The following is a 14,377-nucleotide window of genomic DNA, read 5'->3' as shown; positions in this document are numbered from 1 at the left end:
TATCTTCAACTTTCAAAACTTACAACCATTAATGTTTGATCTCCCAATAACGCCGATCTAAAACTTTGAATATAGCGTCCAATGGCTCGGCTCAAAGGATGTTTTTGGCCATCTATTAAGGCTGCTTGTTGTAAAATATTAATAAGCTCTCGTTTGTCGTTTGGCCGTAAGGTTGCTTCTTTATCTAGCGTATTCAGTTTAAGCACACATAGATCTACCCACGGGCGAAATACTTCTATTAAATCATCACAAAGATTAAAACTATTATACATATTGTCGTGTTTAATTCCTAGCCAAGTAATAAGCCCACTGATACAGACATTTCGCACGATACAAGCCCTAAGAATCGCATAGCCATAGTTAAGTGCAGAATTGATAAAGTTTATTTCATCTCTGTGAAATTCTTTGCCAAATAAGGCCTTAAAATATATTGCTGCTGCAACTGCCTCTAAATTTCTAGAATCCCCCAGTGAAACATTTTTAGCAAAACTTAAGAGTTCATCACTTTCTTTAGATTTGTGGTGTAATTTTAAGATATGGGCTTGATTTGTAATTTTATTTTTAACGATTTTTTGCCATACAATCGCTTTTTTATGAGTGCTGACCATCATTTGTTCCTTGGCAATTTTAGCGTGCTGAAAATGCCCCAAATATGAGTGCATAATGCCATTGATATGATGACTTTCATCACAAGTCAAAAGAACGATATTGTGTTTTGCAAAGGCACTTAATAAGGCGGAAGTAATAAGAATTTGTGGAGATTCTAAAATCACAAAATGAATATCTTTGAGAAAAAGTTTTGCCTCTTTATTTGTTTGCTTTAGCACCAAGTGATTTGCCTGCAAACTAAGCTTTGCTTCAGAGCTAACCAAGACACTTCTAAAGGCTTCATCAAAACTCATTTTATTTCTTTGCTTTAGAGGCAAGAGATATGTTTTCGCGTGGGTATGATTGTGTGCGTTTTACTTCACCTAAAACTGAGACTTGCCATTTTTCAAAAACTTTGAGATTTTGGATTCCAATGCTTTTACCCACCACTTCCTCTTTTGTAGCATTGCTGAAAAGGAGTTTTTGATTCTCTGTGAGTGTGGAGAAGTTATTATCGTGTTTTGCTACTTTGATGCTCGCACCACTAGTATCAAAACTCACAAAGTAGCATAGCTCTGGTCTTTGCATCTCCTTTTTCTGCACTAAGATCACATCATCTTTATAGAGTGAAAATATAAATTCATAGCTAGAATCCATCTCTAGCCAATCTTTAATCACACCATTTTGATCCTTGCCAACAACTACTGCCTTATTTGGCAAAATCCCTAGCGCGAAGTCCATTGTATAAACAGGCACGCCGTAGAATTTCCCGCTACTTTTATGTCTAAAAATATCCACCCGCACCATCGCGCCATTGCTTACAATCTTTGCGCCAACTTTTCTCATCTTACCTAGGGCTAATGCCCTTTCCACGCCCTTTGTCCCACCATAGTTTTTAAGCAGTTTGGGGTCATTTGGCGAGTAGAAGGTAGCCTCGTGCAATGCCCCTCTCACTCTTTTTCTTGGTGGTTTGGAAACAAAGACAGATTCTACTTTTTCTAGCACGCTTACGCGGAAATTTTCGCCGCTTGGGAGTTGGATAAAAGCTCGTTGTTTTTTATACTCCTGCTTACTTAGAGTGTGGGCATAGTAGGCGGCTTTGCTTGTCTCTTGCGTCTTTTTGAAATCGCTAAAAGCCTTTATCACACTATCATTCATAAAGCCAATAATCACCGCATCAAGAGCGTGGTGTAAGTGATTATCCCTATCTTTGCTAGCAAAGCCTAGATAATATCTCATCGTGCTAGTAAGCACACCATTGACAATGGCAATGTGCTTTTTGCTCCCCTTTTGCCCTTTGCTAAGCGTGGTGTTCTCACTCTCAACTAGGGGCAAAAACTCCAAATATGTTTCAGTATAATCTGCTACAAGGCGTGCGATATAGCTTGTGTCATTAAGGTTACGGAGCTTAAATCCTGCTTCCTTATCGTTAAAGGCTGTGTTTAGGATTCTACGGCGTTTTTTGTGTGGGAGCTTTTGGGCTAGGGTTGTGATAACTCCCCACTTGGCAGAGTCTGTTCCAAAGGCTTCAAAAGGCGTGCGGTTGCCCTTTTCTTGGTTTGCTTTTGTAAGGACTAGACACTTATTCATATAGCTATCATCAAAGCTACGCGAGTAGGGATAGATATGATCCACTTGCAATGCGGTGGGATCTTGCAAGTAGGAGATTGTGATTTTTGCCCCACTATATAGACACAACCCTCCTTGCTCTTGCCAAAGCTTTAGCTTTAAGAGATTGGTGCTACTTGGCTCAAGCCCTAACTCTTGGCATTTCTTGTGGGCAGCTTGATTAGCGGCGTAATTATCTTTCTGCTCTTTTTCATACTTTTGTCGCTCTGTGCTACTTAGCTTGGCTTCTCTGGCGTATTCTATGTGGATTTTATGGGGGCTACCATATTGCTTAAGCAGCACGTTTAACACCTTTCTATACTCGGCTAATGCCCTTGCTACAACGGGGTTTGAGAGATATGGTTCAAACTCATTAAGCGGTGGGAGCATCTGCCCTTTTAAAGTATCTTTGCTTAGAGCTTTTAACCCTGCTTTTTCTACAGACTCATCATAGTCCAAGCACTGCTCTCCATTATCTCCACGCATAAAGGGTAGAATCTGTTTCAAGGCTTGAAGGCTTAGATTGATATGTGCAGAAAAGCTAAGATTACTTAAGGCTTCTCTTTGCTCTTTTGTGAGCGCATAAGATTCTAGCTTCTCGTTTAATTTCACACGATCTTTAATCAATGCAATATGCTCTGCTATCTCATCTAGCTGTGATATTGCAAGTGTGGTAAAACTCTCTCCTAGGGCTTTTTTGAATCCTTTCAATTGTTTAAATTCTAAGAATTTTACCTTTTCTGCTTCTTTTATCTCTCTACTATAATCTAGTCTAGGATCTTTAAATCTTAAACGCTCATCTAGTCTTATTATTTCTCGTAGCTCTTTGTAGCTTATTTCGCCCTTTTTGAGTGTGGATTCTACGATTTGTAAAATTATCGCTCTATTGTATATTTCACCACTTTCTTTTGAGAGATTTATAAGAGTATTGATAGTGCGAGATAGAGCGATAAACTCTATTGCACTAGGCGAGTCTTTTGGTGCGCGTTTTTCCCCAGCGATGAAACAGCAATTTCCAACTTTATCAGCAAAGCTTTTTAATGGGCGTTGTTCAAAAATCTTTGTTAGCAATTTATTTTCAAAATCTTGTTTTAAACTGAATCCAAACTGCCTTTGTGCATTCAATATGCTCTCAAGTTCCTCTTTTAGCATATCTTGTGCTACGCAATGCTCGTAATTTCCAGCCTTGTTTCGCACATTGATAAATTCTGTTGCACCGTTATTTTGTGAGATTCTGCTTTGTTGGAAAAATTCTCTATATAGATATTCTCCAACACTCCTATAACCCTTTTCTGCTAGAGTCTTGCGATTAAATTCTATTGCCTTTTTAACCTTGCCAGATTCTGTGTCTTTGCTGTCTTTGGCGTGTTTATTACCATAGCCACGGTGCTTTGCAATGTGTAAAATCACACGCACCAAATCTTTAGAATCTAGCTTTTGACTTAGGGCAAGTGTGCGTAGCTCATAAGGGGATTTCAAAGGGTTAGCTTTAGAAGCAGTGTAGGCTTTTGGCAATTCACCATCATTACTCAAATAATCTTCTAATTGCAATCCAAATTCTTTACAAAGTAATTGTTTTATGGTGTTTAATCTCCCTCTCCTCCTAGCTAATCTTTTTCGCACTCCTCGTGCCTCTCGCCTAGGCAAAGCTAGGGAGGCTCCATTTTTTGGATTTTCTGCTTTGGTAAAGATTCTAATACCACAATCTTGTAGCACTTCATTTTCTATAAACGCCCAGCCAATGCTCGCTACACCGATGTCAAAGCTATATATTTTCATACACACACCTCTTTATTACTTGTCGTATATGATAACAACTTTTATTGAAAATTTTATTAAATAGGTGCTAATTTTCGTTGTATTCATATGCACTTCTACACTTCATTTTTTCTTTAAGATTCCTAATAGAATACAATGTTATAATCACACTCGCAAAGGGGGAAGGTGGCAGTTGTCGCCCTCCCCTTTGTTTCTTTTGTAAATTTCACAAAGGATTAACTATGTTTGGCACACGATTTGAATTAGATGAAGAAAAGATTCTAAGAGAGGACATCTACGACTTAGATGAAATGTATGCAAAGATAGAAGAGTTGGCTACTAAAAGAGCAGGGCTTACAAAAGTATCTAAAAATCATTATGAGTTTAGAGGCGAGAAAAACGCACAAGCACATTTAGGGATTTTAGTATTTAATTGTCTAAAACATTGCGATTGGTTTGCTAAGAATGTTAAAAGTTGGGATTGGCTAGGCGATAGCAATAATCCAAACTATGTGGGCGATTTGATTGCACTCTTTCAAAAAGATAAAGACAATGAAATTTGGCAAAATAGACAATAAAAAACTTAAAACCATAGCCTTTGATTTAGATACTAAAGCTCTGCAAGAGTATTACACTGAAAGTGATTGGCATAATGCTTATAATGATATAGGAAGTTTTCTTGCAAAGTATGATTTTATGCGTATGCAGGGTTCAGTCTATGATTCTACTACGAAATTTAGCGATGATGAATTAGGGGACTTGATTGAAAAAATGGGCAGACAACTCACTTGGCTACCTCATTGTGTTAAAAGCATACGAGGCTATGACCAGCCTGTAATGATTGATTATACTTTACAGCTCAAAGATAGCATTACACAGGATTTAACTTTAACAAATAACAAAAGCAAGAATACAGATTCTATAAAAATACGCAAAAGATGATAAATTCAATTACTCATTGCTTCTGCATTTGTATAACTTAGTCCTAGTTTTCTAACAATTTCATTAGTCTTTTTAAAAAATATTCTTTTGCTAACATATTGAACTAATGGAATTTTCTCGCTACTCATTCCTTGATAAGTCGTTTTTTTACCAAGTGCCATTAAAGAAGTTTCCGTTTGTGCTATGGCTCTATGTAGTTTGCCATTAGCAAATATCATCATCTCGCCATTATTCATATTTACTACTTCATTATGTTCTATGGCTTCTTTCTCTTCTATTCTAAAAGTATCTTCTGTCGCTCCAGAACCTTTAGCTCCATCACGCCTTTTAAGATAGTCTCTGCTCATTGTTTTAATTTTTTCAACCATTTTTGCATAAAATTCTGTTGTTTCAGGGTGCATATTTTTCATTAATATATGAACGCCTGTAACATCAATGATTTCTTTTCTTTCATAATCATTTTTTGCAACAACATCAATTTGTGCGGGACTTTGAAAAAATGGAACAACGCTAATACCCAAACTTCTACTTTTAGATTCTAATCTTCCAAATCCCTCAATAACATAGCTTCCCAACTCATCACAAAAACAAGCAAAAGGAATTTTAGATTCTTTTGCAAATTTTGCTTTTTGGGCGGCGACTCCTTTAATAAGTCCTAGCAACAATCTTCCAAGCTCTTTTGGAGTAGTATCAGAATCCATTGTAGGCAATGTTACAAATATAATTTTATTTCTTTGTGTAGCTTCCCATAAAGAAATATCAGGGTTTGGAGCGTTAAAAATCCTACCATAGTCTGAGCTTAAATTTGTCAAAACATTTCTCCAAGCTCCAACGCATACAGAAACATCATAAATGCCTTGCCCCTCTCCACTTGTTTTTTTAATCATTTCATCTACCCATTTTTTATTTTCTTTATCTCCTTGTAAAAAATCATTTATATCCACTTCAATGGTAGAACTTACATATTTAACAAAATCCATTATTCCAACATTATATCTTGCCAAATGTTTATATTCTATTGCAGTTTTTACTAGCGTTACAAGACTCATCATATTTGTAAGTGATGAAAAGTCAAAAACAAAGTCTTTTTCATTATCTCTTTTATACACCATAAGTTTGAGGATACATTTCATAAATTCTTTTTGTTTTTCTTTCCATTCGTTTTCTTCTCCTATCAATAAAGCAATAAGAATTTCATATATACTTAACGCCCCTCCGCTCAATAATGGATTGATTGTGTGAGTATTATCCATATCTAAAAAATTAAGATATACAAAATCATCTTCTCTCCCCACACTTGCAACTACTCCATATATTTCCTTTGCAAACTCATCTGTCCCCTTACCATCAATAATAAAACAACCTCCGCCCAATACGGCATATTGTTCTATCAATCCTTTCATTAGAACTGATTTTCCTGCTCCAATGGTTGCCATTACAAGAAAGTGCCGTTTCATTGTTTCTGCATTTATAAGCAAAGGACGAGTTTTATTGTTTTTTACTCTACCACTTTTAACAGCGTCTCCATAAAACTTTTTCACTTCATATCCAAGTGAAAGTAAATACTCTTTATCTGCTTCATTTGGAATAACAGCTTCTTTTGTATCTTTTGTTTCGCTTACAAAATAAAGTCCTATCATTATTCCTGCATATATGACTCCTAGCATATAGAGTCCTATGGCAATATTTTCTCCAATAGTAAAAAAAGAAGTTAAGAAAGCAAGAATACAGCCTAAAATTCCACCAAATAAAATTAATTTTTGCAAAACCTCTTCTTCTTGTAAAAAAATACAAAGATTATTTTGGTATGGTTTGTATAAATTAACTTTTGCAGATTCAATTTTCATTCTAGTTTGCCTTTATATTGTTATTTATGCTTTGTAACTCGTTGTTTTGTTTAAGCAAAAAGCTTTTTTTCAAAGCCAAAATTGATTCGGCCTCTTTTGCTCTCTTTAAGTTTTTTAATAGTGTTTTGTTATTGTTTTCTATTTGCTTAATTTCACTTTTTATCGTATTTGTAATATTTCTTATTTCATTTCCAATTTCATTATCTCCTTGAGTATATTTACTATTTGTCATTTGTTCATATACATTAAGTGTTGCAAAATCAACACAGAAAACCGCATTAGCATTACTTACAATTATTGCAATAATAAATAATATAGTAGAAAGTTTTATTTTTATCATTTAATCACTCCTTATGTCTATTTCTCGTTTTGGCATAAAAAATCTCTTTTCTAAAATCAAATCGCTCAAAGTTTTTATGCTTATCTAACTTCAAGCAATGCAAATACAAGGTATTTGCCTCTATCTCATCGCTTGTAAAATTCACATCTCTATGCCAATGACCAAATATCCAAAATTGTGGTTTTTGATGATTATCAATCAAAGCGTTTTTAATCTTTTCTAGCTTGTATGGATTCTCATCGTGAATCTTATGGTCTATATTGATAAGTTCGCTTAAAGGGCTTAAAAAGCTTTGGGGGCAAGTGTGGGTTACTACAAGCTCTATTTTTCCCTTATAGTTTTGTATATTGTGTAAAGCATTCTCAAGTTCCATTTGAGTAATGGCTTCTTGCCTCCACCAGCTTAGCCTTTCAGCCCTCCACGCCTTATCTATGCTTAAAGCTCCACCCATAGTGAAAATAGTATGTCCTGTTATATTATAAATATTCCCTCTTTTGAGATGATAGCATTTATCTTTTATATATTCACCCACAATAGATTCAAATCTCTCAACTTGCTTAAGAGTGTTTAGGCGATTAAAATTCTCGTGGTTACCATCTATAAACAAAAGAGTGCAAGGCAAGGTTTGAATGCGTTTTTTTAGCTTGGCTTCTTTTTCTAGCATATCATCTTGCTTAAACACACCCGTTTCATCACTCCATAATACGCCAAAATCTCCACAGACAATAATATAATCATCTGCTTGATAACTAGGCATAAAAATCTTATCTATATCAAGGCTTCCGTGTGTATCACCAAAGAAGTAAATATTACTCATTTTTGAATCCTTTTATATACATATCTTTTTGAAGTTCAGGTGTGAAATCTGCTGAAAATGCTTTTTTGCATAGTTAAGAATCTGCGTAAGTGCGGGATTGTATTCCTCAATGCTAATTTGCACAAATCTACTAAACGCCTCAACTCTCAAAAAAATATCCTTGCCTAAAATCTAAATTTTTCTTTAAATATCTTTGCGATTCGTAAGCAAAAAGGATTCTGTTAAATATCATTTTTATTTAAAAATTCTTGCAAAATCTTTGTGATTGCTTCGCTTTCAAATTGCGCCCTAAATTGTATCTTTGCGCCAAAAATCCCACTTTTTTCCAAAAACTGTTCGGCACGGGATATTTTTAGATTTTCTACCTTGCTTAAATCACGCAAATCTTTGCCCTTGCTCTCAATTATGCAATATATCTGCTCGCCATTTTCGCACTTCAAAACATAAGCAAAATCTGGTGTGTAGCTTATCCCACCTGCCACAGGGATTTTTAACGCATTTTTAGGAATCTTGGTGAAAACCAAAACTCTATCAACATTTTGTAAGATATTTTCTCTCTCAATAGCAGAATCATAAAACAACTCATCAAAAAGATAATTTTTTGGCGTGATTTCATCGCTAGATTCTATCCCTAAATTGCTTGATTCTATCGCCTCATAGGGTTTGCCATTTGTATCTGTGAAAGCCGTAGGGTGCAAGTTTGGCTGTGTCGCACTAGAGATTTTAGCAAAGCCCACTTCAAAGCCGCTTATCGCATTTTCAAACAAAAATCTATTAAATTCACTTTTTAGCAAAGCAATATTTCGTGCATTAAAAAATTGCGATTCAAAGCCCACAGATTCTAGCACTTCGCGTAATGTCCCCACATTTACTAAAAGTGCGTTTGCGCTCTGCTGTAAAAACTCGCTCTTACCCATTGCTTGATATTGCATACTTTTGCTATCAAGAGCATTTTCTTGTCGCAAAATTTCTTGCAAACTCGCGCTATTGTCCCTCATTTCTAGTCGTTTGGTTGTCGTGGTGATATTTGATTGCACAGCTTGATTTTGCATAAATTCACGCAAAAATACTTCAAGCAATGCGCTAAATTCTCCCTCGCTTTTGATTTTATACTCTAAAATCACTTTTTGGTTGATAGTCTCCCAAAGTTCTCGTAAGATTTTGTAATTATCACGGCGGATATGCGCCTTTGTTTGTGTTTTGCCACTTTGTCGCACTTTACCATCTTTCAAGTTTTCTTTATCAAAAGCGTTTGGATAAAGTTCTTTTAGCTTTAACATACCATTTTCTAAAAAATCAAACTTTTTATCGACAATCCCACTTGACACTAATTCGCTTAGCAAATCAAACTCGGCTATTTCATACACTTCGCATATTTTTTGCCTCATTTTTTCATCTAGCTTTGTAGCATTCTCGCTAAATATCACGCCACTTTGAGCGTTTATATCGCTTATAAGGCTTTGTGCAAAGTCTCGCTCACTATCATTGACTATATAATGCAAATAATGCGTCCCCAAATGGCTATCATTCCCCACGCGCGACATATATTCATTCACAGGCAGCCTAAGCCCACGCCCAACCTCTTGGAGTTTGCTTATCTCGCTTCCGCTAGACCGCAGTTTGCATATCACAAAGACATTTGGATTGTCCCAGCCCTCACGCAAAGTCCATTTAGAAAAGATAAAACGCCTTATATTCTCACAGCTTAACAGCTTTTCTTTGTCGTGTAAAATTTCATTTATCTCACTTACGACATACTCTTCTTTATTTGAGTTATCTTTGGAAAAATACCCACCGCTAATGCCTCGCAAATTATGCAATGATTTTTCCAAATATTCTTTATAAAATCCGTGTGCTTCTTTTAGATTTTCTTGCATTAAATTTTGCGCGATTTTTTCAAACTCGATTCGTAAAATCTCATTTTGCTTATTTTCGCTACGATAGCTTGCAATATCCTCGATAAAAAATAGCGTGAGCGGCTTTATCTTTGTCTCGCTTTGCATTAGCACCTTTTCTAGCGCGAAATGTGCTTGCAGTGCTTCGGTAAGCATTTGTGTTTGCATTTGTGGCAAATACGCATTCAAGTTAATCCTATCGCCCTTTTTTAGCCACTCATTTTCATCTTGATTATTTAGCTGTGCTTTGGGGGTTTTGCTATCATATTTTATACTTACGCGCAAATGCGATAAATTGCTATTTATCACGCCCAAAGATTCGCCTACGCCTAATGCCACTTCTTTTATCGCTTTGCTTTTGCCCTGCTCTTTTAGCGCGAATGTTGCTTGATTGTTTTCTATGCCGATAAATTCTATATATGCTTGATTTTCACTGCCATTTGCTTCACACACGCTGACTTCCACGCCTTTGACAAGATTATTATTAAATGCTTCAATCGCGCTTAATTTATAAATCAAATTATGATATTTTTGCCCTTTTTTATTTTCCTTAAAAGTCGCGCCATAGCGAAAAATCATTTGCGGATTTATCGCTTTAGAATCTTTTGTGCTATCTACAATCTTTTTCCACGCCTTATTATCCTCGCCAAATCTATGTGGCTCATCGATAATACACACAGGATTTACCGCATTAAGCGCGTCAAAAGGATTGCTAAATTCATCACACAAGTTTTGTTCATAATCCTCATTCATCGAAGCCGCCGTAAGCATTTGGGCGTTTATGATTAAAAAATGCACTTCTTTTGGGCTATCATTTTCGACAAACTCACGCAAGGCACTTGGCATTAGCTTTTTCTTTGACTTGCTATTAGATTTTTTAGATTCTATCGCACTAGCGACTATATCAAATCCATACTCCGCGCTAAAATGCTCCTTTGTCGCACTATCGCACAAAAAATTTAGCGCATTTGCCTTAATCGCAAGACTTGGAACGATTATGATAAATTTACGCATATTAAATTGCTGTGATAATGCTAATGCCATTTTCGTGTAAGTATAAGTTTTGCCCGTGCCTGTTTCCATTGATATATCAAATATGCGATTTTGCGGATTTATCGGGGCAGATTCGATACTTTGGGAGCGTTGCAATGCGTTTAGATTTTTGCCTAAATCTATATTGCTAATCTCTACAAGCGGATTATAAGCGTTATTGAGATTTGGATTCACACGCGCATTTTCTAGTGCGTTTAGGACGCACTCTATCGCTTTTATTTGGTGGGGTAAATTTCTCTCATAGCTAAATCCCATTAGATAAATCTCCCTCGCACAAGGATTTTAAGCCCTTTTTTGTTGCTGTAAGATTTGATTCCCTCTTCTATTTCGCGGATTCTAGCACTTTCAAAGGCGTCATTAAGATAACTTATCTCTTTTATCACAAAGTCTTTTTGCGCGTCAATTAGTGATATTAGTTTTTGCAAATGTTTCATTTCAAAGCCACTGTTGAGTAAATACAGCTTTTCCCCTGCCCTTATCGCTTTGTATCCGCCCAAATCGATTGTTTGATTTTCTACACTCAAGGGCGTGGAGTCTTGGAGTCTAAAACTTTCTAACAATGCGTTTTTATCAACTTCTTTAAACAAAGCACCATTTTGTGAGTCAAAATCATTTTCACGCAATTCATAGATTTTAAATCCTAAATCCAAATTTGAATTTTGCGCGATTTTTGCGCTTGCGCGTTTAATGCGCTCTTTGGTAATGTCAAAAATCGTAGGATTTTCGCTTCCTAGCTCATTTTTACAAAACTCATAAGCCGTTTTTGATTTGCTTTTGTCGATAGCTTCATCTAATTGCACCAAAATAAACTCTCTATTGCCATTGTCCTGTGCGTTTAACTCCATAACCGCTTGGGCTGTCGTTCCGCTTCCTGCAAAAAAGTCTAAAATAATATCGTTTGAGTTTCCTTGCATTGTAGCACTTTGTATAAGTTGTTTAAGTAAATTTACAGGTTTCGGGTCGTTAAATACAAGTTTTCCAAACAATTGTTCATTTTCAGTATTGCCATCAGAAGTCCAGACACCAGATACAATAGAATACATTAAGGCTTGATTATTTTCGTTATTACGACAAACTAAATTAAATTTATCATTGTAAGGTTTTAAAAAATAAATGCCATTAGTCAAATTTTGTTTGATTTCATCATATTTTTCTTGTGTGATTAGTTTTTCTTGTAAAAATATATCCATTTCTTCAAACATTAAATTTCTATGCTCTATAAGTTGATTTGGATATTTTTCATAAACATTTTTTAGTTTTAAATTATTTGTATATTTGCCGTGTATTTTTCTCAAAAAGTCTGTTTCAATTTTACCTTTTTCTTTAATTTTAAATAAACCTTGTAATAAATCTTTATTTTTACAATAAATCAAAACATACTCGTGTCCTTCGTAAAAATACTTTGCTTGCCCTCCACCCGATTTTTTCTGCCACACAAAACAACTTACAAAATTATCTTCCCCGAAAATTTCATCGCATAAAAGTTTTAAATTTGCCTGTTCGTTATCGTCAATGCTAATGAAAATCACGCCATCATCACGCAAAAGCTGCCTAGCGATATATAAACGCGGATACATAAAGCTAAGCCACGCACTATGCGTGCTAGAATTTTTCAGCGTAAGATTAAGTATGCTGCCTGCCTCTTCAAGCTCTATATTTGCCATTTGCGCCAAACTCTGCGGCGTGAAACTTCGCTCGTCATTGTAGATAAAGTCTCCATTGCCCGTGTTGTAAGGCGGGTCGATATAAATCATCTTTACTTTGCGGTAATAAGCGTTTTTTAGGTGTTTTAGCACTTCTAAATTGTCGCCTTTGATAAGGACATTTTTAGAATTTGCATTTTGTGGCTGTGCGTTGTGCGCGCTATCTTGCGCAATCAGCGTGTGTGTAGGCAAATGACGCAAGAGTTTAGCATAAGACTTGCCAAGCCAATTTAGGCTATATGACTCTTTTGAGAGTGAAAACGCCGCTTCATTTTCTAAATCCTGCGTTGCTGTGTTTGCTTGTGCGTTATTTTCTTGCGCCAAATCCAAAATCGCCTCTTGAAGTTTGTGTGGCATTAAATCGCCGTTTTTGTCAAAGCACTGCGGAAAATACTCTTTAAGCGCGTGGAATCTATCTAACATAATTATTTTGTCCTTCTAAAATCAAAAATAAATCTTGCATTATAGTAGAGAGTTACTAATAAAACTTTGAATCAAGGGCAAAGCGCGGTGCAAAAATCTCACCGAAGCAAAGCGCATAAAAGCTGAGCTAGATAAGCCAATCTATAAATTTCTCAACAACATTACGCGCTATGGGAATTTTAACAACATTAGAATCTTGCAAAATTTCCCAAAATTTGGGAGCTTTGAACTAACAAAATATGGATAAAGAAAGGCTTGATATAGAGGTTTTAGACAAAAGCAAATGTGATGAGGAAGGGTTTGTGTATGTGTTTGTTGTAAATGAAAAAATATTTAAAATTGGACAATCTACGACAAATATCATTAAACGCATACAAAGTTATAATTGTGGCAAGGCTCAATATCGTAAAAACGGCACTTGCGGGACAACGAATTATTTTGTGTTGCAAAGTTTATTAAATCTAAACTTAGAAGTGTTTGTGTATGCCTTTTTCCCACAAAAGCCACGATATGAAATCTTTGGGCAAGTATTTGAGGATAGCTACCCGCCGAGCAAAAAAGTAGAAAATATCATCATCACAGATTTTATCAAAAAGCACGGCAAAAAGCCTATCGGATGCACACAGGCTTGATTTATAAACAACACAAGCAATCCCCCAAAACAAATATACACCACTCAAGCACCGATATGCGTGAAGTGAGCGATAATAGTGCGTGGATTTGATTATCACAAGTCCGCCGTATTTTAATATCAAAGACTATGCCAAAAATGGCTTTTGGGTGGAATCAATGATTATAATGCCTACATTAAAGCACTTTTAGGCGTATGGAAAGAATGTGCGCGAATCCTAAAGCCAAATGGCAAGCTATGTGTGAATGTCCCGCTAATGCCTATGCTTAAAAGGTCCTTATCTTTAATAAAACCTAACATTACATTAATGCTAGGAGGATATGTTTGCTTTTTTTCTGCAATTTCAGGCTTATAAAAATCCTCTTCTTCTTTCAAATTTTGCAATCTTTGCACTTCTTGTTTTTTGTTTTGAGAATCTTCACTTAATAGTGTCAAATCTTGTAAAGATGTTAATAATTCTTTACTGACAATGCCCTCTTTATTTGTATTGGTTTCTAAAAACTCTTTGTTAGATTGCAAATTACTCTCTTCTTGAACAAAAGAATCTTCTAATTTATATTCTTTAAAATTTTGATAAAATTTTTCATAATCTACAAAGCCATTTTGAATGCACTCTTCTGCTAGAGAAATACTTGAGATTGCTCGTTTTAACTGCTCTTTATTTTTATCATCAATATTTTGCCTCATTAAATCTATAAAAGTTTTTATATCATTGATATTATGTTTATTTTTATATTTCAATACAAAAAAAAGTTAAATTCTGTGCAAATTC

Annotated in this window: 12 protein-coding genes and 2 pseudogenes; 5 read left to right on the top strand and 9 right to left on the bottom strand. The window is 35.5% G+C overall.

Annotated features, from left to right (window positions below):
• Nucleotides 1–5: 5 nt before the first annotated feature.
• Together cas1 and cas9 are read right to left on the bottom strand one after the other, a co-directional pair.
• On the bottom strand, nt 6–902 hold the full coding sequence (gene cas1 / locus HCCG_RS09935) for a type II CRISPR-associated endonuclease Cas1 (protein ID WP_002957399.1): 897 nt from the start codon (nt 900–902) through the stop codon (nt 6–8).
• Between the two features lies 1 nt (nt 903).
• Nucleotides 904–3,975, bottom strand: a complete 3,072-nt coding sequence (cas9, locus tag HCCG_RS09930; RefSeq protein ID WP_002957398.1) for a type II CRISPR RNA-guided endonuclease Cas9 — start codon at nt 3,973–3,975, stop codon at nt 904–906.
• A gap of 221 nt (nt 3,976–4,196) precedes the next feature.
• On the opposite strand from cas9, the gene HCCG_RS09925 reads away from it, so the two are divergent.
• Both HCCG_RS09925 and HCCG_RS11550 read left to right on the top strand, forming a co-directional pair.
• The gene (locus HCCG_RS09925) at nt 4,197–4,532 is read left to right on the top strand and encodes a hypothetical protein (RefSeq protein WP_002957397.1); all 336 of its coding nucleotides are present in this window, start codon (nt 4,197–4,199) and stop codon (nt 4,530–4,532) included.
• Nucleotides 4,507–4,896, top strand: a complete 390-nt coding sequence (locus tag HCCG_RS11550; protein WP_015453613.1) for a hypothetical protein — start codon at nt 4,507–4,509, stop codon at nt 4,894–4,896. The genes HCCG_RS09925 and HCCG_RS11550 overlap by 26 nt, the downstream gene beginning before the upstream one ends.
• Nucleotides 4,897–4,901: 5 nt before the next feature.
• Here the strand turns inward: HCCG_RS11550 and HCCG_RS09915 are convergent, their stop codons facing one another.
• From HCCG_RS09915 to HCCG_RS09895, 6 genes are all read right to left on the bottom strand, one after another.
• Complete coding sequence (locus HCCG_RS09915; protein WP_002957395.1) at nt 4,902–6,743, bottom strand: type IV secretory system conjugative DNA transfer family protein; 1,842 nt, start codon at nt 6,741–6,743, stop codon at nt 4,902–4,904.
• Between the two features lies 1 nt (nt 6,744).
• Nucleotides 6,745–7,083 (bottom strand): hypothetical protein, encoded by a 339-nt coding sequence (locus tag HCCG_RS09910; RefSeq protein WP_002957394.1) that lies wholly within the window; start codon nt 7,081–7,083, stop codon nt 6,745–6,747.
• 4 nt (nt 7,084–7,087) lie between these two features.
• Nucleotides 7,088–7,900 (bottom strand): metallophosphoesterase family protein, encoded by an 813-nt coding sequence (locus HCCG_RS09905; protein WP_002957393.1) that lies wholly within the window; start codon nt 7,898–7,900, stop codon nt 7,088–7,090.
• Between the two features lie 12 nt (nt 7,901–7,912).
• Entirely contained in the window at nt 7,913–8,050 is a 138-nt protein-coding gene (locus HCCG_RS12025) for a hypothetical protein (RefSeq protein ID WP_154645880.1), read from the bottom strand.
• A gap of 71 nt (nt 8,051–8,121) precedes the next feature.
• Entirely contained in the window at nt 8,122–11,103 is a 2,982-nt protein-coding gene (locus tag HCCG_RS09900; protein ID WP_002957392.1) for a type III restriction-modification system endonuclease, read from the bottom strand.
• On the bottom strand, nt 11,103–12,974 hold the full coding sequence (locus tag HCCG_RS09895; RefSeq protein WP_002957391.1) for a site-specific DNA-methyltransferase: 1,872 nt from the start codon (nt 12,972–12,974) through the stop codon (nt 11,103–11,105). Before HCCG_RS09895 ends, HCCG_RS09900 begins: the two co-directional genes overlap by 1 nt.
• A gap of 85 nt (nt 12,975–13,059) precedes the next feature.
• On the opposite strand from HCCG_RS09895, the pseudogene HCCG_RS12645 reads away from it, so the two are divergent.
• From HCCG_RS12645 to HCCG_RS12640, 3 genes and pseudogenes are all read left to right on the top strand, one after another.
• Nucleotides 13,060–13,212, top strand: a pseudogene (locus tag HCCG_RS12645) (class I SAM-dependent methyltransferase); the annotation flags it as partial.
• Nucleotide 13,213: 1 nt separating this feature from the next.
• Nucleotides 13,214–13,606 (top strand): GIY-YIG nuclease family protein, encoded by a 393-nt coding sequence (locus HCCG_RS09890; protein WP_002957390.1) that lies wholly within the window; start codon nt 13,214–13,216, stop codon nt 13,604–13,606.
• 56 nt (nt 13,607–13,662) lie between these two features.
• Nucleotides 13,663–13,888: pseudogene (locus HCCG_RS12640) on the top strand (DNA methyltransferase); the annotation flags it as partial.
• Here HCCG_RS12640 and HCCG_RS12250 read toward each other — a convergent pair.
• The gene (locus HCCG_RS12250; RefSeq protein ID WP_230197942.1) at nt 13,777–14,292 is read right to left on the bottom strand and encodes a hypothetical protein; all 516 of its coding nucleotides are present in this window, start codon (nt 14,290–14,292) and stop codon (nt 13,777–13,779) included. The pseudogene HCCG_RS12640 and the gene HCCG_RS12250 sit on opposite strands and share 112 nt — an antisense overlap.
• Nucleotides 14,293–14,377 lie beyond the last annotated feature (85 nt).

Origin of the sequence: Helicobacter cinaedi CCUG 18818 = ATCC BAA-847 (assembly GCF_000155475.1) — a bacterium.
GTDB classification, from domain to species: domain Bacteria; phylum Campylobacterota; class Campylobacteria; order Campylobacterales; family Helicobacteraceae; genus Helicobacter_C; species Helicobacter_C cinaedi.
Note: the sequence above shows the minus strand (reverse complement) of the source record. Positions and strands in the feature narration are given on the sequence as shown.